This is a genomic window from Mycobacterium sp. SA01 (assembly GCF_041287105.1).
Lineage (GTDB): Bacteria > Actinomycetota > Actinomycetes > Mycobacteriales > Mycobacteriaceae > Mycobacterium.
This window is the reverse complement of the sequence record NZ_JBGGNO010000022.1, coordinates 1-26205: the sequence shown is the minus strand read 5'-3', so window position 1 is coordinate 26205 and position 26205 is coordinate 1. Positions and strand designations below refer to the sequence as shown.

General features: G+C 67.9%; 24 protein-coding genes. 19 read left to right on the top strand and 5 right to left on the bottom strand.

Features of this window, described 5'->3' with window-relative positions:
* Window positions 1–92: 92 nt before the first annotated feature.
* From pheS to AB4879_RS26165, 13 genes are all read left to right on the top strand, one after another.
* Window positions 93–1136, top strand: a complete 1044-nt coding sequence (gene pheS / locus AB4879_RS26225) for a phenylalanine--tRNA ligase subunit alpha (RefSeq protein WP_199190027.1) — start codon at window positions 93–95, stop codon at window positions 1134–1136.
* On the top strand, window positions 1136–3631 hold the full coding sequence (gene pheT, locus AB4879_RS26220; RefSeq protein WP_370509931.1) for a phenylalanine--tRNA ligase subunit beta: 2496 nt from the start codon (window positions 1136–1138) through the stop codon (window positions 3629–3631). The genes pheS and pheT overlap by 1 nt, the downstream gene beginning before the upstream one ends.
* Before the next feature lie 126 nt (window positions 3632–3757).
* Window positions 3758–4792, top strand: a complete 1035-nt coding sequence (gene argC / locus AB4879_RS26215; protein ID WP_370509930.1) for an N-acetyl-gamma-glutamyl-phosphate reductase — start codon at window positions 3758–3760, stop codon at window positions 4790–4792.
* Window positions 4789–6048, top strand: coding sequence for a bifunctional glutamate N-acetyltransferase/amino-acid acetyltransferase ArgJ (gene argJ, locus AB4879_RS26210; RefSeq protein ID WP_370509929.1), 1260 nt, complete (start codon window positions 4789–4791; stop codon window positions 6046–6048). Before argC ends, argJ begins: the two co-directional genes overlap by 4 nt.
* Complete coding sequence (gene argB / locus AB4879_RS26205) at window positions 6045–6914, top strand: acetylglutamate kinase (protein WP_370509928.1); 870 nt, start codon at window positions 6045–6047, stop codon at window positions 6912–6914. The genes argJ and argB overlap by 4 nt, the downstream gene beginning before the upstream one ends.
* The gene (locus tag AB4879_RS26200) at window positions 6914–8080 is read left to right on the top strand and encodes an acetylornithine transaminase (protein ID WP_370509927.1); all 1167 of its coding nucleotides are present in this window, start codon (window positions 6914–6916) and stop codon (window positions 8078–8080) included. Before argB ends, AB4879_RS26200 begins: the two co-directional genes overlap by 1 nt.
* Complete coding sequence (gene argF / locus AB4879_RS26195) at window positions 8077–9006, top strand: ornithine carbamoyltransferase (RefSeq protein WP_370509926.1); 930 nt, start codon at window positions 8077–8079, stop codon at window positions 9004–9006. Before AB4879_RS26200 ends, argF begins: the two co-directional genes overlap by 4 nt.
* Window positions 8985–9488: an arginine repressor gene (locus AB4879_RS26190; protein WP_081845212.1), complete on the top strand. Its 504-nt coding sequence runs from the start codon at window positions 8985–8987 to the stop codon at window positions 9486–9488. Before argF ends, AB4879_RS26190 begins: the two co-directional genes overlap by 22 nt.
* Window positions 9489–9512: 24 nt before the next feature.
* Complete coding sequence (locus AB4879_RS26185; RefSeq protein WP_036344796.1) at window positions 9513–10721, top strand: argininosuccinate synthase; 1209 nt, start codon at window positions 9513–9515, stop codon at window positions 10719–10721.
* Window positions 10718–12130: an argininosuccinate lyase gene (argH, locus tag AB4879_RS26180; protein WP_370509925.1), complete on the top strand. Its 1413-nt coding sequence runs from the start codon at window positions 10718–10720 to the stop codon at window positions 12128–12130. Before AB4879_RS26185 ends, argH begins: the two co-directional genes overlap by 4 nt.
* 32 nt (window positions 12131–12162) lie before the next feature.
* Window positions 12163–12777 (top strand): hypothetical protein, encoded by a 615-nt coding sequence (locus AB4879_RS26175; RefSeq protein ID WP_370509924.1) that lies wholly within the window; start codon window positions 12163–12165, stop codon window positions 12775–12777.
* Window positions 12774–13328 carry a hypothetical protein gene (locus AB4879_RS26170; RefSeq protein WP_370509923.1) on the top strand — a complete coding sequence of 185 codons (555 nt, stop codon included), beginning with the start codon at window positions 12774–12776 and terminating at the stop codon, window positions 13326–13328. The genes AB4879_RS26175 and AB4879_RS26170 overlap by 4 nt, the downstream gene beginning before the upstream one ends.
* An 8-nt stretch (window positions 13329–13336) precedes the next feature.
* On the top strand, window positions 13337–13837 hold the full coding sequence (locus AB4879_RS26165; RefSeq protein WP_370509922.1) for a hypothetical protein: 501 nt from the start codon (window positions 13337–13339) through the stop codon (window positions 13835–13837).
* Here the strand turns inward: AB4879_RS26165 and AB4879_RS26160 are convergent.
* Together AB4879_RS26160 and AB4879_RS26155 are read right to left on the bottom strand one after the other, a co-directional pair.
* A complete protein-coding gene (locus AB4879_RS26160) occupies window positions 13815–15128 on the bottom strand; it encodes a hypothetical protein (protein WP_370509921.1) in 1314 nt (437 codons plus the stop codon). The two genes, AB4879_RS26165 and AB4879_RS26160, sit on opposite strands and share 23 nt — an antisense overlap.
* A gap of 30 nt (window positions 15129–15158) precedes the next feature.
* Window positions 15159–16946: an ABC-F family ATP-binding cassette domain-containing protein gene (locus AB4879_RS26155; RefSeq protein WP_370509920.1), complete on the bottom strand. Its 1788-nt coding sequence runs from the start codon at window positions 16944–16946 to the stop codon at window positions 15159–15161.
* Window positions 16947–17006: 60 nt separating this feature from the next.
* On the opposite strand from AB4879_RS26155, the gene AB4879_RS26150 reads away from it, so the two are divergent.
* The 4 genes from AB4879_RS26150 to AB4879_RS26135 all read left to right on the top strand — a co-directional run bounded on the left by AB4879_RS26150 (window position 17007) and on the right by AB4879_RS26135 (window position 21726).
* Window positions 17007–20051 carry an acyl-CoA synthetase gene (locus tag AB4879_RS26150; RefSeq protein ID WP_370510224.1) on the top strand — a complete coding sequence of 1015 codons (3045 nt, stop codon included), beginning with the start codon at window positions 17007–17009 and terminating at the stop codon, window positions 20049–20051.
* A gap of 71 nt (window positions 20052–20122) precedes the next feature.
* On the top strand, window positions 20123–20674 hold the full coding sequence (locus AB4879_RS26145) for a hypothetical protein (protein WP_102809454.1): 552 nt from the start codon (window positions 20123–20125) through the stop codon (window positions 20672–20674).
* A gap of 5 nt (window positions 20675–20679) precedes the next feature.
* Complete coding sequence (locus AB4879_RS26140) at window positions 20680–20880, top strand: Trm112 family protein (protein ID WP_102809455.1); 201 nt, start codon at window positions 20680–20682, stop codon at window positions 20878–20880.
* Between the two features lie 33 nt (window positions 20881–20913).
* The gene (locus AB4879_RS26135) at window positions 20914–21726 is read left to right on the top strand and encodes a 1-acyl-sn-glycerol-3-phosphate acyltransferase (protein WP_370509919.1); all 813 of its coding nucleotides are present in this window, start codon (window positions 20914–20916) and stop codon (window positions 21724–21726) included.
* Between the two features lie 3 nt (window positions 21727–21729).
* Here the strand turns inward: AB4879_RS26135 and AB4879_RS26130 are convergent, their stop codons facing one another.
* The 3 genes from AB4879_RS26130 to AB4879_RS26120 are packed head-to-tail and all read right to left on the bottom strand — an operon-like array spanning window position 21730 to window position 23872.
* The gene (locus AB4879_RS26130) at window positions 21730–22347 is read right to left on the bottom strand and encodes a TetR family transcriptional regulator (protein WP_370509918.1); all 618 of its coding nucleotides are present in this window, start codon (window positions 22345–22347) and stop codon (window positions 21730–21732) included.
* On the bottom strand, window positions 22344–23174 hold the full coding sequence (locus tag AB4879_RS26125; protein WP_370509917.1) for an ABC transporter permease: 831 nt from the start codon (window positions 23172–23174) through the stop codon (window positions 22344–22346). Before AB4879_RS26125 ends, AB4879_RS26130 begins: the two co-directional genes overlap by 4 nt.
* Complete coding sequence (locus AB4879_RS26120) at window positions 23108–23872, bottom strand: ABC transporter ATP-binding protein (protein WP_370509916.1); 765 nt, start codon at window positions 23870–23872, stop codon at window positions 23108–23110. Before AB4879_RS26120 ends, AB4879_RS26125 begins: the two co-directional genes overlap by 67 nt.
* A 59-nt stretch (window positions 23873–23931) precedes the next feature.
* Between AB4879_RS26120 and AB4879_RS26115 the strand changes: the two genes are divergently transcribed.
* Both AB4879_RS26115 and tyrS read left to right on the top strand, forming a co-directional pair.
* On the top strand, window positions 23932–24546 hold the full coding sequence (locus tag AB4879_RS26115) for a DNA-3-methyladenine glycosylase (protein ID WP_370509915.1): 615 nt from the start codon (window positions 23932–23934) through the stop codon (window positions 24544–24546).
* Window positions 24547–24573: 27 nt separating this feature from the next.
* Window positions 24574–25845: a tyrosine--tRNA ligase gene (tyrS, locus tag AB4879_RS26110; RefSeq protein ID WP_370509914.1), complete on the top strand. Its 1272-nt coding sequence runs from the start codon at window positions 24574–24576 to the stop codon at window positions 25843–25845.
* Window positions 25846–26205: the final 360 nt, after the last annotated feature.

Below are 26205 nucleotides of genomic sequence, written 5' to 3'. Positions count from 1 at the left end.
CGGGGCGTCATTCTGGCATCACCTATGATCGGCACTTGCGTCACATCCGTGGCGGAAATAAGCCCAGCTGCGAAAAAGGAGTGTCTTGCCGCGTGGGTTCCCAACCCGTCGACTTGTCGCAGGAATCGCTGACCGAGGCCGTCAGCGCGGCCCGGCACGCCTTCGAAGAGGCGGCTGACCTGGACGCGCTGGCCCGCGCCAAGACCGATCACCTGGGCGACCGCGCTCCGCTCGCACTGGCCCGCCAGGCGCTGGCGACGCTGCCGAAGGCCGACCGCGCCGAGGCGGGCAAGCTGGTGAACGTCGCCCGCGGCGATGCCCAGCGGAGCTACGACGAACGCCTGGCAGTGCTGCGCGCCGAACGCGACGCGGCGGTCCTGGTTGCCGAGGCCATTGACGTCACGCTGCCCTCGGCACGGCAGCCCGTCGGGGCGCGGCACCCGATCACGATCCTGGCCGAGCACGTCGCCGACACCTTTGTCGCGATGGGCTGGGAGCTGGCCGAAGGCCCCGAGGTCGAGACCGAGCAATTCAACTTCGACGCGCTGAACTTTCCGCCCGACCATCCGGCCCGCAGCGAGTCCGACACGTTCCACATCGCTCCGGAGGGGTCGCGCCAGTTGCTGCGCACCCACACCTCGCCGGTCCAGGTGCGCACGCTGCTCGACCGTGAGCTGCCGGTCTACATCGTGTCGATCGGGCGGACGTTCCGCACCGACGAACTGGACTCCACCCACACGCCGGTCTTCCATCAGGTCGAGGGGCTCGCCGTCGATCGCGGGCTGACGATGGCCCACCTGCGGGGCACGCTGGACGCGTTCGCCCGTTCCGAATTCGGCGAGGGCGCCCGCACCCGGATGCGGCCGCACTTCTTCCCGTTCACCGAGCCCTCGGCCGAGGTGGACATCTGGTTCCCGAACAAGAAGGGCGGCCCCGGCTGGGTCGAGTGGGGTGGTTGCGGCATGGTCAATCCGAACGTGTTGCGCGCCGCGGGTATTGATCCGGAGGTCTACTCGGGCTTCGCATTCGGGATGGGCCTCGAACGCACGCTGCAGTTCCGCAACGGCATTCCCGACATGCGCGACATGGTCGAAGGCGACGTGCGGTTCTCGTTGCCGTTCGGGGTCGGTATCTGATGCGTCTTCCCTACAGCTGGCTGCGTGAAGTCGTGCAGCGCGGCGCACCCGACTGGGATGTCGAACCGCACGACCTCGAACACGCCCTCATCCGCGTCGGCCACGAGGTCGAGGACATCATCGCCCTCGGCCCGGTGAGCGGTCCGCTGACCGTCGGGCGGGTCACCGCGATCGAAGAGCTCACCGAGTTCAAGAAGCCCATCCGGGCCTGCAAGGTCGATGTGGGCGAAGCCGAGGACCGCGATATCGTCTGCGGTGCAACGAACTTCGCCGTCGGGGATCTCGTCGTCGTCGCGCTCCCGGGTACCACGCTTCCGGGTGACTTCCATATCGCCAGCCGCAAGACCTACGGCCGCCTCTCCGACGGCATGATCTGCTCGACGGCCGAATTGGGTTTGGGTTCCGATCATTCCGGCATTCTCGTGCTGCCGCCGGACACCGCCGAACCCGGCGCGGACGGTATCGCCGTACTCGGACTCGACGACGTGATCTTCGACCTGGCGGTGACGCCCGACCGCGGATACGGCATGTCGGTGCGCGGCATCGCCCGCGAAATCGCCTGTGCCTACGACCTGGACTACAACGACCCGGCCGATATCCCGCCGCTGCCCGCTGAGGGTGTGGCGCTGCCGGTCACCGTCGAACCGGAGACCGGTGTCAGCCGTTTCGCGTTGCGGCCGGTCACCGGAATCAATCCGAATGCATTGTCGCCGTGGTGGTTACGCCGGCGGCTGATGCTCTGCGGTATCCGGCCCATCTCACCGGCCGTCGACGTCACCAACTACGTGATGCTCGAGCTCGGCCACCCGATGCACGCCCACGACCGCAGCCGCATCAACGGCGAATTCGTGGTCCGGTTCGCCAAGCCGGGGGAGACCGTCGTCACGCTCGACGACATCGAGCGCAAACTCGACCCGGCCGACGTGCTGATCGTCGACGACGTCGCGACGGCCGCCATCGGCGGCGTGATGGGCGCGGGCACCACCGAGATCGACGACGACTCCACCGACATCCTGCTGGAAGCGGCGGTCTGGGATCCGGCCGCGGTGTCACGGACCATCCGCCGTCTGCACCTGGTCAGCGAGGCGGGGCGGCGCTACGAACGTTCCGTCGACCCCGCCATCTCCGTTGCCGCGGTTGATCGCTGCGCGCGACTGCTCGCCTCGATCGCCGGTGGCACCATCGAACCCACGCTCACCGACTGGCGCGGAGACCCGCCACGCGACAACTGGTCCCCGCCACCGGTGCGGATCCGCTTCGATCTGCCCGATCAGCTCGCCGGGGTGGAATACGACGGTGGCACCACGGTCAGGCGGTTGACCCAGATCGGCGCCGAGGTGACCGAGGACGAGGCCGACCCGGCCATCCTCGTCGTCACGCCGCCCAGCTGGCGCCCGGATCTGGCGCAGCCCGCCGACCTGGTCGAAGAGGTGCTGCGGCTGGAAGGCCTGGACAAGATCCCGTCGGTGTTGCCCACCGCACCCGCCGGCCGCGGCCTGACCGCGGCGCAGAAGCGGCGACGGGCGGTCGGCAAGGCGCTGGGCCTGTCCGGCTTTGTCGAGGTGCTGCCCACTCCGTTCCTGCCCGCCGGCGTCTTCGACGCCTGGGGCCTGCCGGACCGCGACCCGCGCCGGGTCACCACCACGGTGCTCAATCCGCTGGAGGCCGACCGCCCCAGCCTTGCCACCACGCTGCTGCCGGCTCTGCTGGAAGCGCTGTCCCGCAACGTGTCCCGAGGCTTCGGCGACGTCGCGCTGTTCTCCATCGCGCAGGTGGTGTACCCCACCGACCAGACCACGGGTGTCGAGTTGATCCCGACGCACCGCAGGCCGAGCGACGAGGAGATCGCGGCATTGGACGCCTCGCTGCCCAGTCAGCCGGTGCACGTCGGTGCGGTGCTGACGGGGCTGCGCGAGCCCCGCGGACCCTGGGGTCCCGGGCGTGCGGTGGAGGCTGCCGACGCCTTCGAGGCGGTGCGGACCATCGCCCGCGCCTGCGGTGTCGACGTGACGCTGCGCGCAGCGCAGTACCTGCCGTGGCATCCCGGCCGCTGCGCTGAGGTTCTCGTCGACGGGCAGGTGGTCGGCCATGCCGGGCAGCTGCATCCGTCGGTCATCGAGCGCTCCGGGTTGCCGAAGGGCACCTGCGCATTCGAACTGGACCTGGATGCCGTGCCGATCGTCCAGACGCTGCCCGCCCCGCGGGTGTCGCCGTTCCCGGCGGTGTTCCAGGACGTCAGCCTCGTCGTCGCCGGTGATGTCCCCGCTGCGGCGGTGATCGACGCCGTCCGGGACGGCGCCGGTGAGCTGCTGGAGGATGTTGCGCTGTTCGACGTCTACACCGGGCCGCAGATCGGCGCGGACCGAAAGTCGCTGACGCTGGCGCTGCGCTTCCGGGCACCGGACCGGACGCTGACCGAGGACGAGGCCAGCGCGGCCCGCGATGCGGCGGTGGCCGCGGCTACCGAGCGGGTCGGCGCCGAGCTGCGGGGCTGATCCCTCGCCGCGCCCAAACCGACGTGTGGCCGACGTTGTGCGAGGAGATCGCAGCATTTCGTCGATCTCGACAAAGGGGTTCAGAATGAATTTGCATACGGTTGCATAACCATGCAAAATCACGGGATGACTTCGGTGGCGATTGCCGGCGCCAGCGGCTATGCCGGCGGTGAGATCCTGCGCTTGTTGCTCGGACACCCGGCGTATGCCGACGGCCGTCTGACCATCGGCGCGCTGACCGCCGCCGCCAGTGCGGGCACTCAGCTTTCCGAACATCACCCGCACCTGCTGCCGCTGGCCGGCCGGGTACTCGAGCCCACCGAGACCGAGATCCTGGCGGGCCACGACGTGGTGTTCCTGGCCCTTCCGCACGGCCACTCGGCGGCGCTGGCCGAGCAGCTCGGTGATGACACCGTGATCATCGACTGCGGCGCCGACTTCCGGCTCACCGACGCCGGCGACTGGCAGCGGTTCTACGGTACGGAGCATGCGGGCAGCTGGCCCTACGGGCTGCCCGAACGGCCCGGCGGGCGGGACCGGCTGCGGGACGCCACCCGAATCGCTGTACCCGGCTGCTATCCGACCGCAGCGCTGCTCGCATTGCTGCCCGCGGTCGCCGCCGACCTGGTCGAGCCGGCGGTCACGGTGGTGGCGGTCAGCGGCACCTCCGGCGCGGGCCGCGCCGCCAAGGTCGACCTGCTGGGCTCGGAGGTCATCGGGTCGGCGCGCGCGTACAACATCGCCGGAGCGCACCGGCACACCCCGGAAATCGCGCAGGGCCTGCGGGCGGTCACCGATCGCGACGTCACGGTCTCGTTCACTCCGGTGTTGATCCCGACGTCCCGCGGCATCCTGGCCACCTGCACCGCCCGCACCCAGGCGTCGGTGTCCGAGATCCGCACGGCGTACGAAAAGGCCTATGACGCCGAACCGTTCATCCATCTGCTGCCCGAAGGGCAATTGCCCCGCACCGGTGCCGTGATCGGCAGCAATGCCGCCCAGCTGGCGGTCGCCGTCGACGCCGACGCCGGCGTGCTGGTCGCGGTGTGCGCCATCGACAACTTGGTGAAGGGCACCGCCGGTGCGGCGGTGCAGTCGATGAACCTGGCGCTCGGCTGGGGCGAGACCGAAGGACTGTCGATCGTGGGAGTGGCGCCATGACAATCGGAGGGCAGGAGCTGAGCGACCTGGGAACGGGCACCGCGGATCAGGCCAAACTAGTTCGTACCCAGGGGGTTACCGCGCCTGCGGGGTTCCGCGCGACCGGAATCGCGGCCGGTATCAAGAAATCCGGCGCGCTCGACCTGGCGCTGGTGTTGAACGAAGGTCCCGACTACGCGGCCGCCGGGGTGTTCACCCGCAATCAGGTCAAGGCGGCCCCGGTGTTGTGGAGCCAGCAGGTCCTGACCACCGGCCGACTGCGCGCGGTGTTGTTGAACTCCGGTGGCGCCAACGCCTGTACCGGTGCGGGAGGCTTTCAGGACACCCACGCCACCGCCGAGGCGGTCGCCGCGGCGCTGTCGCAGTGGGGCACCGAGACCGGCCCGGTCGAGGTCGCAGTCTGTTCGACGGGCCTGATCGGCGATCGGCTGCCTCTTGCCAAGGTGCTGGCCGGCGTCACGGCGATCGTCCACGAACTCGGCGGTGGGCTGACCGGCGGTGATGAAGCTGCGCGGGCCATCATGACCACCGATACCGTGCCGAAACAGGTTGCCCTGCATCACGCCCCGGAAACGGGGGAGAACTGGACCGTCGGCGGGATGGCAAAGGGTGCGGGCATGCTGGCCCCGTCGCTGGCGACGATGCTGGTGGTGCTGACCACTGACGCGGTGGCCGACTCCGCCGCGCTGGACACCGCATTGCGCCGGGCCACCGCCAAGACCTTCGACCGCCTCGACGTCGACGGCAGCTGCTCGACCAATGACACGGTGCTGCTGCTGGCCTCCGGCGCCAGTGAGATCGCGCCCAGCCAGGACGATCTGGATGCGGCCGTGCTGCGGGTGTGCGACGACCTCTGCGCGCAGCTGCAGGCCGATGCCGAAGGCGTCACCAAGCGCGTCGCGATCACCGTCACCGGGGCGCCCAGTGACGACGACGCGGTGACCGCAGGCCGGATCATCGCGCGCGACAGCCTGGTCAAGACGGCGCTGTTCGGCTCCGACCCGAACTGGGGACGGGTGCTCGCAGCCGTCGGAATGGTGCCGTTCGAGATCGACGCCCAGCGGATCGCCGTGTCGTTCAACGGTTTCCCGGTGTGCATCGACGGGGCCGGCGCCCAGGGGGCCCGCGATGTGGACCTGTCGGGCCCGGACATCGAGGTGACGGTCGATCTCAAGCTCGGCGGCGGGCGCTCGACCATCCGCACCACCGACCTGTCCCACGCGTACGTCGAGGAGAACTCGGCCTACAGCTCATGACCGCGACCGTGAACACCAAGGCGGCGGTCCTCGCCGAGGCGCTGCCGTGGCTCAAGCAACTGAACGACAAGATCGTCGTCATCAAATACGGCGGCAACGCCATGACCGACGCCCGGCTCAAGGCCGCATTCGCCGATGACATGGTGTTCCTGCGCAACGCCGGTATTCACCCGGTGGTGGTGCACGGCGGCGGTCCGCAGATCAGCGCCATGCTCAAAAGGCTGGGCATCGAAGGAGAATTCAAAGGCGGGTTCCGGGTCACCACCCCCGAGGTGCTCGACATCGCCCGGATGGTGCTGTTCGGTCAGGTCGGGCGCGAGCTGGTGAACCTCATCAACGCCCACGGCCCGTACGCGGTCGGCATCACCGGCGAGGACGCACATTTGCTCACCGCGGTACGACGCGGCGTCACCGTCGATGGTGTTCTCACCGACATCGGCCTGGTGGGCGACGTCGATCGCGTCAATTCCGCTGCCGTCCTGGATCTCATTGCGGCCGGGCGCATCCCGGTGATCTCGACCATCGCGCCCGACGCCGACGGTGTGGTGCACAACATCAACGCCGACACCGCCGCAGCTGCGGTGGCCAAAGCCCTTGGCGCCGAGAAGTTGCTGATGCTCACCGACGTCGAAGGCCTCTACACCCGCTGGCCCGACCGGGATTCGCTGGTCAGCCAGATCGACACCGTCACCCTTGCCGAGATGCTGCCGAACTTGGAGACCGGGATGATCCCGAAGATCGAGGCCTGCCTGCGGGCCGTCGAGGGTGGGGTGCCCAGCGCACACGTGATCGACGGACGGGTCGAACACTGCGTGCTGGTCGAACTTTTCACCGATGAAGGCGCCGGAACGAAGGTGATCCCCTGATGTCACTCCTCGACCGTTGGTCCGACGTCATGATGGACAACTACGGCACCCCGCCGTTGGCATTGGCCAGCGGCGACGGCGCCGTCGTCACCGACGAGAACGGCAAGAGCTACCTCGATCTGCTCGGCGGTATCGCGGTCAACATCCTCGGCCACCGCCACCCGGCGATCATCGACGCGGTCACCACCCAGCTCAACACGCTGGGGCACACCTCGAACCTGTATGCGACCGAGCCGGGTATCGCGCTGGCCGAAGCGTTGGTCGACCAGCTCGGCGCGCCGGCGCGGGCGTTCTTCTGCAACTCCGGCACCGAGGCCAACGAGGTCGCCTTCAAGATCACCCGGCTGACCGGCCGCACGAAACTCGTTGCCGCCCAGAACGCCTTCCACGGCCGCACCATGGGCTCGCTCGCGTTGACCGGCCAGGCCGCCAAGCAGGCGCCGTTCGAACCGCTGCCCGGCTTCGTCACGCACGTGCCCTACGGCGATGTCGATGCGCTCGCAGCAGCTGTCGGCGATGACACCGCGGCGGTCTTCCTGGAGCCCATCATGGGCGAAGGCGGCGTGGTGGTGCCGCCCGAGGGCTATCTGGTCGCCGCACGCGAGATCACCAGCCGCCACGGCGCACTGCTGGTGCTCGACGAGGTGCAGACCGGTGTCGGGCGCACCGGTGCGTTCTTCGCTCACCAGCACGACGGCATCACACCCGACATCGTCACGCTGGCAAAGGGACTCGGCGGCGGACTGCCGATCGGGGCCTGCCTGGCCATCGGCCCGACCGCCGACCTGTTGACCCCCGGCCTACACGGCAGCACCTTCGGTGGCAACCCGGTGTGCACCGCGGCCGCCCTGGCGGTGCTCACGGTGCTTGCCCACGACGACCTGGTCACCCGCGCCGACGTCCTCGGCAAGACGCTGAGCCACGGCATCGAGGCGCTGGGCCACCCGTTGGTCGACCATGTCCGGGGACGGGGTCTGTTGCGCGGTGTGGTGCTGACCGCGCCGCAGGGCAAGATCGTCGAAACCGCCGCCCGTGACGCCGGTTTCCTGGTCAACGCCGCCGCACCCGACGTGGTGCGACTGGCCCCGCCGCTGATCATCACCGAAGCGCAGATCGACAGTTTCCTGCACGCACTACCCGCGATCCTGGACGAGGCGGCCCGATGAGCACCCTGAGACATTTCCTGCGTGACGACGACCTGAACCAGCAGGAGCAGGGCGAGATCCTGGAACTGGCGGCCGTTCTCAAGAAGGAGCCGATGAGCCGGCGCCCGCTGGAGGGCCCGCGCGGCGTGGCGGTGATCTTCGACAAGAACTCCACTCGCACCCGGTTCTCGTTCGAGGTGGGCATCGCCCAACTCGGCGGGCACGCCGTCGTGGTCGACGGCCGTGCCACCCAGTTGGGTCGAGAAGAGACCCTCGAGGACACCGGTCGGGTGCTGTCCCGCTACGTCGACGCGATCGTCTGGCGAACCTTCGCGCAGCAGCGGCTGAACGCAATGGCCTCCGCGGCAACGGTTCCCGTGGTCAACGCGCTGTCGGACGAGTTCCACCCGTGCCAGGTGCTGGCGGATCTGCAGACCCTGGCCGAGCGCAAGGGCTCGCTGAACGGCCTACGGATGACCTACTTCGGTGACGGCGCCAACAACATGGCGCACTCGCTGATGCTCGGCGGCGTGACCGCGGGCATCCACGTGACGATCGCCGCGCCGGCCGGATTCGAGCCGCACCCGATGTTCGTGGCCGCCGCCGAACACCGTGGCAGGCAGACCAGCGCCACCGTCACACTCACCACCGATGCGGTCGCCGGCGCGAAAGGCGCCGACGTCCTGGTCACCGACACCTGGACGTCGATGGGACAGGAGAACGACGGCCTCGACCGGGTGGTGCCGTTCCGGCCCTTCCAGCTCAACGCCGGCCTTCTCGACCACGCCGACTCCGATGCCGTTGTGCTGCACTGCCTGCCGGCCCACCGGGGACACGAGATCACCGACGAGGTGATCGACGGCCCGCACAGTGCGGTGTGGGACGAAGCCGAGAACCGGCTGCACGCTCAGAAGGCGCTGCTGGTGTGGTTGCTGGAGAACAGGTGACCAGCGAGGTCAGCACCACACGGGCCGGGCGGCAGGCCCGGATCGTGGCGCTGCTGTCCTCCCAGTCGGTCCACAGCCAGAGTGAGCTCGCCGCGCTCTTGGCCGACGAGGGCATCGACGTCACCCAGGCGACGTTGTCGCGTGACCTCGAGGAACTGGGCGCGGTCAAGCTGCGCGGTGCCGACGGCGGCAGCGGCGTCTACGTCGTGCCCGAGGACGGCAGCCCGGTGCGGGGGATATCCGGCGGCACCGAGCGGGTGTCCCGCCTGCTCGGCGATCTGCTGGTGTCCACCGACGCCAGTGGCAACCTGGCCGTGTTGCGCACCCCGCCCGGTGCGGCGCACTACCTGGCCAGTGCGATCGACCGGGCGGCGTTGCCCGACGTCGTCGGCACCGTCGCCGGCGATGACACCATCCTGGTGGTGGCCCGCGAGCCGATGACCGGCGCGCAACTGGCCACCATGTTCGAGACCATTCACTAGAACCCAAAGGCAAAGGAGCACTTCATGTCCGAACGCGTCATCTTGGCGTATTCCGGCGGCCTGGACACCTCGGTGGCCATCAGCTGGATCGGCAAGGAGACCGGCAAGGAGGTGGTGGCCGTCGCCATCGACCTCGGCCAGGGCGGCGAGGACATGGAGGTCGTCCGCCAGCGTGCCCTCGATTGCGGTGCCGTCGAAGCGGTCGTGGTCGATGCCCGCGACGAGTTCGCCGAGCAGTACTGCCTGCCGGCTATCAAGTCCAACGCCCTGTACATGGATCGCTACCCGCTGGTGTCGGCGCTGAGCCGGCCGCTGATCGTCAAGCATCTGGTGACCGCGGCCCGTGAACACCGTGGTGGCATCGTCGCGCACGGCTGCACCGGCAAGGGCAACGACCAGGTTCGCTTCGAGGTCGGATTCGCTTCGCTGGCACCGGATCTCGAGGTGCTGGCCCCGGTTCGCGACTACGCCTGGACCCGGGAGAAGGCGATCGCGTTCGCCGAGGAGAACGCCATCCCGATCAACGTCACCAAGCGCTCACCGTTCTCCATCGACCAGAACGTGTGGGGGCGCGCGGTGGAAACCGGCTTCCTGGAACACCTCTGGAACGCGCCGACCAAGGATGTCTACGACTACACCGAAGACCCGACGCTGAACTGGAGCACACCTGACGAGGTGATCGTCGGCTTCGAGAAGGGGGTGCCTGTCTCCATCGATGGACGCGGCGTGTCCGTTTTGCAGGCCATCGAGGAGCTCAACCGCCGCGCCGGTGCCCAGGGGGTGGGTCGCCTCGACGTCGTCGAAGACCGGCTGGTCGGCATCAAGAGCCGGGAGATCTACGAAGCCCCGGGCGCGATGGTGCTGATCACCGCCCACACCGAACTCGAGCACGTCACGCTGGAGCGTGAACTCGGGCGGTTCAAGCGCACCACCGATCGCAAGTGGAGCGAGCTGGTCTACGACGGTCTGTGGTTCTCGCCGCTCAAGCGGTCCCTGGAGGCTTTCGTCGCCGACACCCAACAGCATGTGACCGGCGAGATCCGGATGGTGTTGCACGGCGGGCACATCGCGGTCAACGGCCGGCGCAGCCCGACGTCGCTGTACGACTTCAACCTCGCCACCTACGACGAGGGCGACACCTTCGACCAGTCGTCGGCCAAGGGATTCGTCCATGTGCACGGGTTGTCGTCGAAGATCGCCGCCCGCCGGGACTTGGCAGGCAATCAGACGTGAGCACCAACGAGGGCTCGCTGTGGGGCGGCCGCTTCGCCGACGGCCCGGCGCCCGCCCTGGCGGCGCTGAGCAAGTCCACCCATTTCGACTGGGTGTTGGCGCCCTACGACGTGGCCGCCTCCAAGGCGCACGCCAAGGTGCTGCACACCGCGGGCCTGCTGACCGACGAGCAGCGCGACGGATTGCTCGCCGGCCTGGACAGCCTGGGACAGGACGTCGCCGACGGCAGCTTCACCCCGTTGGTCACCGACGAGGACGTGCACGGGGCGCTGGAGCGCGGCCTCATCGACCGGGTCGGTCCGGATCTCGGTGGCCGGCTGCGGGCAGGACGGTCACGAAATGACCAGGTGGCCACCTTGTTCCGGATGTGGCTGCGGGACGCGATGCGACGCGTCGCCGACGGTGCCCTCGAAGTGGTCTCCGCTTTGTCGATGCAGGCCGCCGCTCACCCGACGGCGATCATGCCGGGCAAGACCCACCTGCAGGCCGCGCAGCCGGTGCTGCTGGCCCACCACCTCCTGGCACACGCCCACCCGCTGCTGCGTGACGTCGACCGCATCGCCGACTTCGACGATCGCACCGCGGTATCGCCCTATGGTTCGGGCGCTCTCGCCGGCTCGTCGCTGGGGTTGGATCCCGACGCCATCGCCGAGGAGCTGGGATTCGCTGCCGCAGCCGACAATTCGATCGACGCCACTGCTTCTCGCGACTTCGCCGCCGAGGCTGCCTTCGTGCTGGCGATGATCGGAGTCGACCTGTCCCGGCTGGCCGAGGACATCATCCTCTGGAGCACAACCGAATTCGGCTATGCGACGCTGCACGACGCCTGGTCGACGGGCAGCTCCATCATGCCGCAGAAGAAGAACCCGGACATCGCCGAACTCGCCCGCGGCAAGTCGGGCCGGTTGATCGGTAACCTCACCGGCCTGCTGGCCACCCTGAAGGCTCAGCCGCTGGCCTACAACCGGGACCTGCAGGAAGACAAGGAGCCGGTGTTCGACTCGGTGGCTCAACTCGAGCTCGTACTGCCCGCGATGGCCGGACTGGTCGCGACCCTGCGATTCGACACCGACCGGATGGCCGCACTCGCGCCGGCCGGCTACACCCTTGCCACCGATGTCGCCGAGTGGCTGGTGCGCCGCGGGGTGCCGTTCCGGGTGGCCCACGAAGCGGCAGGTGCCGCGGTGCGGACCGCCGAGGGCCGCGGGGTCGGCCTCGATGAGCTCACCGATGCGGAACTGGCCGAGATCAGCGGCGAGCTGACCCCGGACGTGCGCAGTGTGCTGACCGTCGACGGGTCGGTGTCCTCCCGCGACGCCCGCGGCGGCACCGCGCCGACCCAGGTGGCCGCCCAGCTGGGCGTGGTGCGGGACAGCGTCGAGAAGCTGCGGTTGCGTCTGCGGCGGTAGCGCACGCCGACCACCCATTACCATCGCCAGATATGGGGGGAGCGCCGGACCCGGCCGCCGCACCGCGGCGAGGTGTTCGTGGCTGGTTGGCCGGACTCAGCCTGAGCCAGATCGGCCGGCTGCTGACCGTCGTCATCCTGGCCGCCACCGCGTTGTTCGGCGGGCTCGACACCGTTGACTCCGCCGTCACCGAGTTCAAGCCTGGTGACGAGTTCAGCGACAACGCATTCACCGTTACGCTCGAGCGCGCAACCCTGGTCGACGAACTGCGGGCGGGTACAACCCTCATCGCGCCGAAGACGCCCGGCCGGACGTATCTGGGCATCGTCATGAAGATCCGCAACGACGGCACGGTCCCGGCGTATCTCGACGACGAGATCGACCTGCGCGACCAGCCGCAAAAGCGGTTCTACGGCGTCGTTCGCCTGAGCGACGGAAGCCCGGTTCCAAGCCTCGGCCCGGGTCTGACCGACGAAGTCGGCGTGCTCTGGACGTTGCCCCAGAACGTGCTACGCCCAGGTGATTCCGTGACCGTGCGGATCTGGAAGAAGAAATTCACCGAGCTCATGGTGACCTATGGGAAGACGTGGGTGGACAGCGAGACCGAGTACGGCCAGGCGACAATTCCGGTGCGGGGCAAGCCATGAGCCGTCGCAGTGTGGGCGCGGCCGCGGCAACCGTGGTGGCGATGGCGGTGGCGACCCTGGTGTGGCTACACCTGCCGGCCAACACGACCATCTATGCGCCGTTCGACGTTCATGCGGGCGTCGGCAGCCGGGCCGTCGGTCAGAATCTGTCGGCGACCGTCACACACGCCTCGATGACCCCGACCGTCACGGCGCAGCAGTCCCGGAAATCCTATGCGGCGGCAGGTGTCTGGGTGGTGACGCTGACGACGCTCGAGGCTTCCCGGGAGCCGGTATTGCCGCACGCCGACCTGCTGGTCGGCCCCAACACCTACGCGCCGACCACTCAGCTGTTGTCTGGTGCGGACCTGGTGCAACCCGGAATCACTCAACAGCGCACCTGGGCGTTCGACGTGCCGCCCGATCTCTTGAAGACGGTCCCGTCCGTGGTGCTGCGGGTCTGGGGCGGCGACGGACGACTCGATTCACGGTTGGTGGTCGACATCCCGCTCGCCGGCGTCGACCGACCGCGTTCGATTGTCGTGCCACCGTCGAAACTGGGGGCGCAATGAAGCTGCCTGTGCCACGAAAACTGTGGCAGCGCAACGCTCTGGCGACGGTCGTCGTGGTGGCGGCGTTGGCGGTCCTGGTTGTCGTCGATGTGTGGCCCGACTGGTCACGGTACCGAGACACAGTGATCCCACCGCACGTGATCGCCGCCGGGCAGAGCGGGACGGTCGACGGCCAAACCTGGTCGATATCGGATGTTCGTCACCTGGACCGGACCCCCGGACCGGGTGCTCGACCCCTACCCAAAGGCACTGTCCTGCAGGTGGTGTCGATCGCGCGAACCAACGCCCGCGCCGGCGATCTGTGCACCGGTGTCATCACCGACGGCACCCGGCGCTGGCAGGCCGAAGGCATCGGCGGTTATACCGCGGCTCTGCCGGACAATGCCTCCGATCGTTGCACCAGGCCCGGTCCCGTGCAGTTCAGTTTCCTGCTTCCCCAGGACGTGGTGCCCACCGCCGTCGACGTGACGAACCTGGACGGCCGGATCAGGCTGCGGCTGCAGCTGTAGGCGCTGCCTCGGGTTCGGGATCACGCGCGATGTGCTCGACGCAGTACGCGAACGTGCTTGCGACCAGACAGATCCGCAGCGGCTCCACGATGAGATGCGACACCAGGCTCAGCGTGTTGCCGAAGCCCTGCCAGAAAGGCTGGGGATGCGGGCCGATGAACCAGGCGGCGCCGCGTAGAAGGTAGCCGTCACCGAGTTGCGCCCGGTAGAAACTTCCCGTCATATCGAGCCACGCCAGTCCGAGATAGCCGAGCACATACAGCGTCAAGGCGAGAACACCGCCGTGCAGGACGATGCGCGCCGAGTCGGTGATGGGCCGGAACTTGCCGACTTGGTCCACCCCATAATCGACGACTTTCTCGCGGACGGCTTTCGGTACGATCCGCACTCGTTTTTGCAGGCGTTTCCCGGTGGGCGCTGAGCGGTCGATCCAGGTGGTCGCCCGCTGACCGCCGATGCGCTGCAGCACGCTGCGCCAATCGGCTGTCGAGGTGACGCCGTAGACGATGCCCGCCACGGCGAGCCAAATCAGCGGCACAGCGGCGCCCCCGAATACCGTGCGCAGCGCCCACATCACGACATCCCACACCTTCTCCAACGGGGAGAAGTACGAGAACACCTCGGCGCGAGTGGCGCTCAGCCACACCATCACTCGCCGGTGAGCGACCCAGTCCCCGGGCTTGGTCAGCAGGGTCAGACCCTGGTTGACCGAGAAACTGAGTACGAGGAACACCCACAGTGCGTCGAAGTACAGCCGCACCGCCACCAACCAGGACGGCAACCGATCCTTGACCTTGCTCAGCACCGTGCGCAGGACCAGGGCCGCGCCGATGAGCAGCCAGGTGCCCGCGCCCACCGGAAGTTCGGCGGCATGCAGATCGGTGGGCGGCCCGCCCGCGACAGCGGACATCATCGCCTCGCCGACGCGGTACTGCAGCGCGCGCTGCTCGAACGCCAGCCAGTCCTCGCGAAACATCTGCCACGCCAAGTAGATCGCGAAGAACGGTACGACGATGGTGGAGAACAGGTCGATCCGCCGGGCCGGTCGGCGCCCGAGCGCCGCGAGCACCGGGAAAGCCGGGCGCAGCACCAGGAACATCGCCACGTAGGAGCCCAGCCGCGCCATCCCGGCGAGCGGCATGATCAGCGACGCCCACCACTGATTGTCGTGGCCGGCCCAGGCGGCCCATTCGATGGCGCCGCGGCGACCCAGCACGCCGAGCAGGTACAGGGCTGCCAGTTGCGGCCAGTACTGCGCGAAGACGCGCAGCGGCCGCAGCAGGTAGCGCATGGCTGACATCTTACGAACAGTGGCGCTGAATCACTCGAGTTGTTCCGAAAGATCCAGCCAGCGCGCCTCGGCCGCGGCGACTTCGTTTTCTAGTGCGCGCAATTCCGTTGTCAAACGGCCGATTTCGACGTGGTCGGACTGATCGTGCGCGGCCAGCTCGGCATGCATCGCGGTGATGCGGCCGTCGAGTTTGGCCAACGACCGCTCGATCGACGTGATCTCTTTCTGCACACTGCGTAATTCGGCGCCCGACAGCGCTTCGGACGACGGTGCGGAGCCGGATCGGGTGGGGGAGCCAGGCGTCGCGGCGGCGGGTTGCGCCTTCGCCATCCGCAGGTACTCGTCCACGCCGCCCGGAAGGTGGCGTAGCCGCCCGCCGAGGATCGCGTACTGCTGATCGGTGACGCGCTCGAGCAGGTAGCGGTCGTGGGATACGACGATCAGGGTGCCAGGCCAGGAGTCCAGCAGATCCTCGGTGGCCGCCAACATATCGGTGTCGACATCGTTGGTGGGCTCGTCGAGGATCAGCACGTTCGGCTCCGACAAGATCGTGAGCAACAGCTGGAGTCGACGTCGTTGGCCGCCGGACAGTTCCCCGACTCGCGCGGACAGGTGTTCGCGGCGGAAGCCGAGCCGTTCCAGCAGCTGAGCCGGTGTGACGTCCTTGCCGTCGACAGAGAAGTCGGTCTGCAGCTGGGCGAGAACCTCGCGGACCATATCGCCCTCGAACTCGGCGAGAATGCCTGCCTGCTGGTCGAGCATCGCGAGTTTGACGGTCTTGCCGCGCTTGACCCTGCCGCTGTCGGGTGTGACCGTGCCCGCGATCAGGCCCAGCAGCGTCGACTTGCCTGCACCGTTCGCGCCGAGGATCCCGGTGCGCTCGCCGGGCGCGATCCGCCACTCGATGTCGCGCAGCACCTGTCGGCCGTCGTAGGTCACGCCGACGTCGAGGAGGTCGACGACCTCTTTACCCAGCCGGGCGGTCGCCAGTTTGGCGAGTTCGATCGGGTTGCGCAGTGGCGGCACGTCTTCGATCAGCTGGTTGGCGGCCTCGATGCGGAACTTCGGTTTGGACGTCCGCGCGGGCGCACCGCGCCGCAACCAGGCCAGCTCCTTCTTCATCAGGTTCTGGCGCTTGGCTTCCACTGTCGCGGCCTGCCGGTCCCGTTCGACCCGCTGCAGAATGTAGGCGGCGTAGCCGCCGTCGAACGGTTCGACGATGCCATCGTGAACCTCCCAGGTGGTGAGGGCCACCTCGTCGAGGAACCACCGATCGTGGGTCACGACGAGCAGCCCGCCGCCGGTGCGGGCCCACCGCGTCTTGAGGTGCCCGGCCAGCCAGGTGATGCCCTCGACATCGAGGTGGTTGGTGGGCTCGTCGAGTGCGATCACATCCCAGTCGCCCATCAACAGCCGGGCCAGCTGAACGCGGCGGCGCTGACCGCCGGACAGCGTCGACACCAGCGCATCCCACGCGATATCCGCGACCAGCCCACCAACGACGTCACGGACCTTGGGGTCACCGGCCCACTCGTGATCAGCCAGGTCGCCCACCAGGACGTGCCCGACCGTGCTGGCGTCGTCGAGGGTGTCGGATTGGTCGAGTGCGCCGACGTGGACGCCGGTGCGACGGGTGACCCGCCCCGAATTCGGTGTCAGTTGCCCGGTCAGCATGCTCAGCAGGCTCGATTTGCCGTCGCCGTTGCGGCCCACGATGCCGATGCGGTCGCCTTCGTTGACTCCGACGGTCACGGAGTCGAAGACCACCTGGGTCGGGAATTGCAGGTGCAGTGCTTCAGCTCCGAGCAGGTGTGCCACTGGCATGAGGCTACTGGGGAGCACTGAAAGCGACGGGACGCGGATCGGCGTTATGCCATGATGTGCTGGCTGTCGGGGCCTCATGCAGCAGCGACGTGGGACAGGGGAACACCCGTGGATCTGAATTTGTCGGCGGTCACCAGGCCTGTGGAGCGCCTGATGGCGACGGCGCAGAACGGTTTCGAGGTACTGCGGCTGGGGGGTCTGGAAACCGGGGCGGTGCCGTCACCGTTCCAGATCGTCGAGAGCAAGCCGATGTACAAGCTTCGGCGCTACTTTCCGCCGGACAGCAGGCCCGGCCAGCGGCCCGCGGGCCCGCCGGTGCTCATGGTCCACCCGATGATGATGTCGGCGAACATGTGGGACGTCACCCGGGAGGACGGCGCTGTCGGCATCCTGCACGAGGCGGGCCTCGACCCGTGGGTGATCGACTTCGGCTCACCCGACGAGGTCGAGGGCGGCATGGAACGCAACCTCACCGACCACATCGTCGCGCTCAGCGAGGCCATCGACACCGTCAAGGAGTCCACCGGTCAGAGCGTTCATCTGGCGGGCTATTCGCAGGGCGGCATGTTCTGCTACCAGACCGCCGCCTACCGGCGGACCAAGGACATCGCCAGCATCGTCGCGTTCGGCTCCCCGGTCGACACCCTGGCTGCGCTGCCGATGGGGATCCCGCCCAACATCGGTGCGGTGGCCGCGGACTTCATGGCCGATCACGTGTTCAACCGCATCGACGTTCCGGGATGGTTGGCCCGCACCGGTTTTCAGATGCTCGACCCGCTCAAGACGGCGAAGGCCCGCATCGACTTCCTGCGCCAGCTGCATGACCGCGACGCGCTGCTGCCGCGCGAGCAGCAGCGGCGCTTCCTGGATTCCGAAGGCTGGATCGCCTGGTCGGGCCCTGCGGTTTCCGAGCTGCTCAAGCAGTTCATCTCGCACAACCGGATGATGTCGGGCGGGTTCAACATCAACGGTCAGCTGGTGACGTTGTCCGATATCACCTGCCCGGTGCTGGCGTTCGTCGGTGAGGTCGACGACATCGGTCAGCCCGCCTCGGTGCGGGGCATCAAGCGCGCAGCCCCCGGCGCCGACGTCTATGAGGTGATGATCCGGGCCGGGCACTTCGGTCTGGTGGTCGGATCCAAGGCGGCGACGGCCACGTGGCCGACGGTGGCGGACTGGGTGCGCTGGCTGTCCGGGCAGGATTCGCGGCCCGCCGCGATCGCGCCCATGCAGGACAGCGACGCCGAGCCGGACGAGTCCGGGGTGGCGCTGTCCGCGCGGCTGATGCACGGCGTTGCCGAGGCGTCGGAAGTCGCCTGGTCGTTGGCGCGCGGTGCGGCCGGGGCGGTGGTCAACACCAGGAAGTCGATGCGCACGCTCGCGGTCGAGACCGCCCGCACGCTGCCACGCCTGACCCGGCTGGGCCAGATCAACGACCACACCAGAATCTCGCTCGGCCGCATCATCGACGAGCAGGCCGACGGCGCGCCCAACGGTGAGTTCCTGTTGTACGACGGGCGGGTGCACACCTACGAGGCGGTGAACCGACGGATCAACAACGTTGTCCGCGGCCTGATCTCAGTCGGCGTGCGTCAGGGCGTACGGGTCGGTGTCCTGATGGACACCCGGCCGTCGGCGCTGGTGGCGATCGCCGCGTTGTCCCGCCTCGGTGCGGTCGCGGTGCTGATGCCGCCGGACGCCGACCTCGACGAAGCGGTCCGCATCGGCGGCGTCAGCGAGGTCATCACCGACCCGGGCAACCTCGACGCGGCCCGCAAGCTCCCGGTCCAGGTGCTGGTTCTCGGCGGCGGTGAGACCCGCGATCTGAATCTGCCCGACGACAGCAACGTCGTCGACATGGAGAAGATCGATCCGGACGCCGTGGCGCTGCCGGGGTGGTACCGGCCCAACCCGGGGTTTGCGCGGGACCTGGCGTTCGTCGCGTTCAACACCGTCGGCGGGGCGCTGGTGCCCAAGCAGATCACCAACTACCGCTGGGCGTTGTCCGCGTTCGGCACCGCCTCGGCCGCCGCGCTGGGCCGCGGTGACACCGTGTACTGCCTGACTCCGCTGCACCACCAGTCCGGGTTGTTGGTCAGCCTCGGCGGCGCCGTGGTCGGCGGCACCCGCATCGCGCTGTCGCGCGGTCTGCACCCGGACCGCTTCCTCACCGAGATCCGGCAGTACGGCGTCACCGTCGTCTCCTACACCTGGACGATGCTGCGCAGCGTTGTCGACGACCCGGATTTCCGGTTGCGCGGCAATCATCCGGTGCGGCTGTTCATCGGCTCGGGTATGCCGCCGGGACTCTGGCAGCGGACCGTCGAGGCCTTCAGCCCCGCCAACGTGGTCGAGTTCTTCGCCACCACCGACGGTCAGGCCGTGCTGGCGAATGTGGCCGGAGCCAAGATCGGCAGCAAGGGCCGCCCGTTGCCCGGCGGCGGCCAGGTCGAGTTGGCTGCCTACGACGCCGACGACGACCTGATCCTGGAGGACGACCGCGGATTCGTCGCGGTCGCGGAGCCCAACGAGGTCGGTGTGCTGCTGGCCCGGCCGTGGGGACCGATCGACCCGACCGCCTCTGTCAAGCGCGGCGTGTTCGCCCCGGGGGACACCTGGATTTCCACCGAGTATGTGTTCCGGCGCGATGCCGACGGCGACTTCTGGCTGCTGGGCAACCGCCCGCTGCTGATCCGAACCGAACGCGGCGTCGTGTTTCCGGAATCGGTCACCGACGCCGTCGGCCGGATCAACGCCGTCGACCTGGCCGCCACCTACAGCGTCGAGGGGGCCGACGGCGTCATCGCTGTCACCGCGATCACGCTGCGCGACGGCATGGCCGTGACCACCGCGGACCTGACCGATGCGTTCGCGTCGATGCCCGTCGGCCTGGCGCCCGACGTGGTTCATGTGGTGCCGGAGATGCCGCTCAGCGCCACGTGCCGTCCGACGGTGTCGGCGTTGCGCGCCGACGGGATACCGAAGGCTTCTCGTAACGCCTGGCATGTGGAGCCCGATACGGGGAAGTACAAGCGTTTGACGGCTGCGGCACGCGCTCAGCTTTGCGGTACCGCTGACTCGAGCGGCACCGAGAACTGAGCCTCTGCCCAGGTCGCGCGGCGCTGTTAGGCTCGCCGATAATCGCAGATCGCCACGCGTCGGAGGAATGCATGACAACCCAGACCGTTTCACGTCACTGGCGTCGCGCCGTCCGCGGCACGGCGATCGGTGCCCTGGCCGCTGGGCTGCTGGTCGGCGTCGGCACGCAGCAGGCGCTGGCTGACCCGAGCACCGCACCGGCCACCCCGACGGCCCCGGCGACAGCTGATGCCAACGGTGTCCCGCAGTTCCAGAGTGCCGACCAGTTGCTGATGTTCATCGACCAGAACTACGACCAGGGCGCCAGCGGCGGCCAGTTGTCCAATCTGATCAAATCGGTGATGAAGCTGCGGGCACAGGGCATCAAGCCGTCGAGGACGAACATCGCTGAGATCCAGAACGCGCTTCAGTACCGCCCCAATCAGAAACCGCTGATCCAGGCGCTCCAGAACACGTTGGGTTACCAGCAGAAGATCTTCGCCCAGATGCAGCTCCTGCAGCAGGCGCAGCAGCGACAGCAGAACAATGCCGTGATGGGTGCCGGCCAGATGCCCAGCGATGGCGCACCGACCATCGGCGGCAATCAGGCCCCGGCGGCGGCGCCTCCGGCTGTGAGCCCGTAGCCCACATGCTCGACCAGAAACTGCTGAACATCCTGGTGTGCCCGGCCGACCGCGGGCCGCTGCTGCTGGTGGACGAACTTCTGTACAACCCTCGGCTGCACAAGGCCTACCGCATCGATGACGACATCCCGGTGTTGCTGGTCGACGAGGCCGTCGACGTCAGCCCCGAGGAGCATCAGCGTCTGATGGCGCGCTCGGAGTCCTAACCCGTCAGGGGCAATCGGGCGTACCGTTGCCCCATGGGGGACGCCGTCGTCGTCGAGCAGTTGGATGGCGAACTCGCCAACTGGGATCCCTCCTTCACGCGACACCTCCTTGGCCGGATGTGGCCGTTGTTGCGGTTGTACTTTCGCGCCGAGGTCCGTGGACTCGGGTTGATGCCCCGGTCGGGCGGCGCGCTGGTGGTGTGCAACCACTCCGGGGGCATGTTGACACCCGATGTGCCGATCTTCGGGCCGGCGTTCTATGCCGAGTTCGGTTATGAGCGGCCCCTGTACACGCTGGCGCACTACGGAATCTTCATCGCGCCGTGGGGTCCGCTGCTGCCACGTCTGGGTGTTGTGCACGCCAGCCCGAAGGCGGCCAGGGCCGCACTGGACGCCGGGGCCGTCGTGCTGGTCTTCCCTGGCGGTGACTACGACGCCTACCGGCCCACAACACGGCAGAACGCGATCGACTTCGACGGCCGCACCGGCTATGCGCGCACCGCGATAGAAACGGGTGTGCCGATCGTGCCGATGGTCTCGATCGGCGCCCAGGAGACCCAGTTCTTCCTCGGTCGTGGGACACGCTTTGCGAAGCTATTGGGGCTCAACAAGATTCGGATGGACATTCTGCCGGTGACAGTCGGGCTCCCGTTTGGGCTGACTGTCACCTTCCCGCCGAACCTGCCGTTGCCCTCCAAAATCGTGATGGAAGTCCTCGAACCGGTGGATCCCGCGGCGTTCGGGAGGCATCCGGATGTCGACGAGGTCGACACCCATGTGCGCCGGGTGATGCAGCGGGCGCTGAACCGGCTGTCACGCGAACGGCGGTTACCCATCCTGGGTTGAGGGTCAGTACAGCGAAGGCAATTCGCCGGTGAGGTAGCGCTGCAATGTGGGGGCGATGGTGTCGCTGATCTGTTCCGGTGTCAGTGACGTGAACGGCTCGAGCCCGATGATGTAGCGCGCCATCACCACACCGACCAGCTGCGAGGCCACGAACTGGACGCGTAATCGTCCCGTGCCCGGTGGGTTGTCGACTCGGCGCCCGACTTCGGCTGTGACGATCTCCTGGAGGAACGAGCGGACGAGAGACACATCGGCGCCCGCCAGCAGTGACCGCATCGTCGCGATCAGCCCGTTGCCCATCTCCGAATCCCACAGCGGCAGAAGGATCGACGGCAGGACGCGGCCGAGGTCGTCGACCGGGGTGTCGCGCAGCGGTACCAGCACCGCCATGGGGTCGATCGGGATGTTGACCGCCGCCGCGAACAGTTGTTCCTTGGTGCCGAAGTAGTGGTGCACCAGGGCTGAGTCGACACCGGCGGCCGCGGCGATCGACCGGATCGAGGTCTTGTCGATACCGTTGCGGGCGAATAGCTCTCGCGCGTTGGCCAGGATCCGTTCGCGGGTATCGGACGTGCCCGGTGGGCGTCCGGGCCGCTTGCTCCGTCGGGGTTCGGCGGTCACGGGGTGCGCCGCCGCAGGGTGGCCGCGGCCAAAGCCATGGCCGCCGTCGCGAAAGCCAGGACCACGATGATGTCCCGGACCGCGGTTGCGGTCAGGTCGGTGTGGGTGTTGACCTGTTGTAAGGCCTCCAACGCGTAGCTGGCGGGCATCGCGTTGCTGATCCATTCCAGCCAGGTCGGCATCTGATTGCGCGGCACGATGATCCCGGCGAGCAGCAGCTGGGGCACGATGACCACCGGCATGAACTGCACGGCTTGAAATTCGGTGCGCGCGAATGCGCTTGCCAGCAGACCGAGGCCGACACCGAGCACCGCGTTGATGACGGCGATGACGAACACCCAGACCGGGCTACCCAAGGTGTCGAACCCCAACAGCCAGAACGCGACGACGCACGCCAGGATCGCCTGCGCGGCGGCCGCGACCGAGAATGCCGTGCCGTAGGCGGCCAGCAGGTCCAGCCGACGCAGCGGGGTGGTCAGGATTCGTTCCAACGTTCCCGAGGATCGTTCGCGCTGCATGGTGATCGAGGTGATCAGGAACATCACGAACAACGGGAACAGTCCGAGCAGAATCAGGCACGCGGTCTGGAACGGCGAGACCGCGCCAGGGAACTTCGGCACGTCGTCGAACATGAAGTACATCAACGCGATCACCGCGCTGGGCACCACGAGAATCATTGCGACACTTCGATGATCGGCCCGCAGCTGGCGCAGGATGCGGCCTGTGGTGGCCAGATAGGGGCCCAGATAAGCGCGGAGCCTCAGCTTGCTGACGCTGCGGTGCTGTGCCTGATGATGGACAGGAACGCTTCCTCCAGTGACGTGCATCCGGTGTCCTCTCGCAGACGGGCGGGGGTGGTCTGGGCCAACAGTCGGCCTTCGCGCATGAGGAGCAGGCCCGCGCAGTGGTCGGCCTCGTCCATCACGTGACTGGACACCAGCAAGGTGGTGCCCCGGCGGGCCAGCGCATCGAACTGGGCCCACAGGTCCACGCGCAGCACCGGATCAAGGCCGACCGTCGGCTCGTCGAGTACCAGCAGGTCGGGCTGACAGACCAGCGCGCAGGCCAGCGACACCCTGGCGCGCTGTCCGCCGGACAGGTTCGCGCAGTATGCCGCGGCGTGGTCGCGCAGTCCGACGTCGTCGACCGCGCGATCGGCCACCGCGGGGGCGGCGCCGTACAGCGCGGCGAAGTAGCGGACGTTGTCGATGACCCGGAGGTCGTTGTAGATCGTCGGATCCTGGGTTACGTAGCCGACCCGGTGCCGTAGTGCGGGGGAGCCGGCCGGGAGTCCGAGCACGGTCACGGCTCCCGACGTGACGATCTGGGTGCCGACGATGCTGCGCATCAGGGTGGTCTTGCCGCAGCCCGACGGGCCGAGCAGTCCGGTGATCGAACCGCGGGGGATCGTCACCGAGATGTCGTGCAGGGCGACTCGTTTACCGCGCACCACGCGAAGGTGTTCGACCCGAATGGCGGGTTCGGCCCGGTCGACTATTAATTCATCACCCGATGAACTCATCACACGATGAATAATGCTCCCCGGCGCAGGGGCGGTCAAGGTCTGGGGCAGAATTTCGTCCGATGGGTGGCGATCAGCTGGACACGGATCCGGTCTCGGCGGCGCGACTGCTGCTCGGCGGGATGATCAGCTGCCGGGGTGTCAGCGCGCTGATCGTTGAGGTCGAGGCGTACGGCGGCCCGCCGGACGGTCCGTGGCCGGACGCCTCGGCCCACTCATACCGGGGTCCGAGTATCCGCAACAACGTGATGTTCGGCCCGCCAGGCCACCTCTATACGTATCGAAGCCACGGCATCCACGTCTGCGCCAACGTGTCGTGCGGCCCCGACGGCACGGCGGCGGCGGTGCTGGTGCGGGCCGCGGCGATCGAGTCGGGTCTGGACGTGGCGCAGATCCGTCGCGGCCCGTCGGTGCGGCCGGCTGCGCTGGCCCGCGGTCCGGGCAACCTCTGTTCAGCGCTGGGCATCCTGATGGCGGACAACGGGGTCGACGTCTTCGATCCGGCGTCGCCGGTGATCGTCCGGCTCGGTGACGGGGATGGTCCGGAGAGTGCCGGCCCGCGGGTCGGGGTCTCGCAGGCCGCCGATCGGCCGTGGCGATTGTGGCTCACCGGACGTCCGGAGGTATCGGCCTACCGTCGCAGTCCGCGCGCGCCAATCCCGGGCGCGAGCGACTGACCGCATCCCATGCGGGAAGATCAACGCATGAGCACGACGATTCTCGACGAGTTGGGCTGGCGGGAGCTGATTGCGCAGTCGACCGACATCGACGCGCTCGCCGCGGCAGCCGCGCAGCCCCCGATGACGGTGTATTGCGGATTCGATCCGACCGCGCCGAGCCTGCATGCGGGAAATCTGGTGCCGTTGCTCACACTTCGCCGATTCCAGCGGGCCGGACACCGGCCGATCGTGCTGGCCGGCGGCGCCACCGGGATGATCGGTGATCCTCGTGACACCGGCGAGCGGACCATGAACACCACCGACACCGTCGCGCAGTGGGCCGAGCGTATCCGCGGCCAGCTGGAGCGTTTCGTCGACTTCGACGAGTCACCCAGTGGGGCGGTCGTGGAGAACAACCTGAATTGGACCGCGCAGCTGAGCGCCATCGATTTCCTGCGCGACGTCGGCAAGCACTTCTCGGTGAACGTGATGCTCGACCGCGACACGATCCGTCGCCGGCTCGACGGCGACGGCATCTCGTACACCGAATTCAGCTACATGCTGCTGCAGGCCAACGACTACGTGGAACTGCATCGGCGCTACGGCTGCTCACTGCAGATCGGTGGGTCCGATCAGTGGGGCAACATCATCGCCGGGGTGCGGCTGGCCCGTCAGACGCTGGGCGCGAGCGTCCACGCGCTGACGGTGCCGCTGGTCACCGCGGCGGACGGAACCAAGTTCGGTAAGTCCACCGGCGGCGGCAGCCTGTGGCTGGATCCCGAGATGACCAGCCCTTATGCCTGGTATCAGTACTTCGTCAATACCGCCGACGCCGACGTGATCCGGTACCTGCGCTGGTTCACCTTCCTGTCTGCCGACGACCTCGCCGAGCTCGCGCAGGCCACCGCGGAACGCCCACATGAGCGCGCCGCGCAGCGGCGGCTGGCCCAAGAACTGACCACGTTGGTGCACGGTCAAGCTGCGACTGACGCCGTCGAGCACGCGTCCCAGGCGTTGTTCGGCCGCGGCGAGCTATCCCGGCTTGATGAACCGACCCTGTCCGCCGCGTTGCGGGAGACGACGGTGGCCGAGCTCGGCCCAGGCGGTGCGGACGGCATCGTGGATCTGTTGGTGGCCACCGGCCTGTCGGCGAGTAAGGGTGCTGCCAAGCGCACGATCGCCGAGGGGGGAGTATCGGTCAACAACGAGAAGATCGACAGCGAGGACTGGGTGGCACAACCGTCCCACTTCCTGCACGGGCGCTGGTTGGTGCTGCGCCGGGGGAAGCGGAATATCGCTGGGGTACAGCGGGTTTGAGCCATCGGTGCGAGCGCGAAACGCCGATCTAGCAGGCGATTTGACTCGCCGTTAGCTCGTCTGTAACTTATTCCAAGTCAGAGCGGCCCGGCCAAGCCGGAGAGCGCGAAGACCTCCCGGGAATCAAACCTGGCAACAGGGTTGTTCCTCTTGTCCGCACTATATCTACGCGGCCTTCGGGTCGCGGGATTACTGCGCGGTCGAGTGGGTGACCGGGGTGTGTTGTTTGAGAACTCAATAGTGTGTTTGGTGGTTTTTGTTTGTTGTTGTTTTTTGGCTGCATTCTGATACCCCCGTGTTGGGGTGTGGCCTGTTTGTGATGCCAGTTTGTTTGGTGTCTTTTGTTTGGTTTCAGGCTTG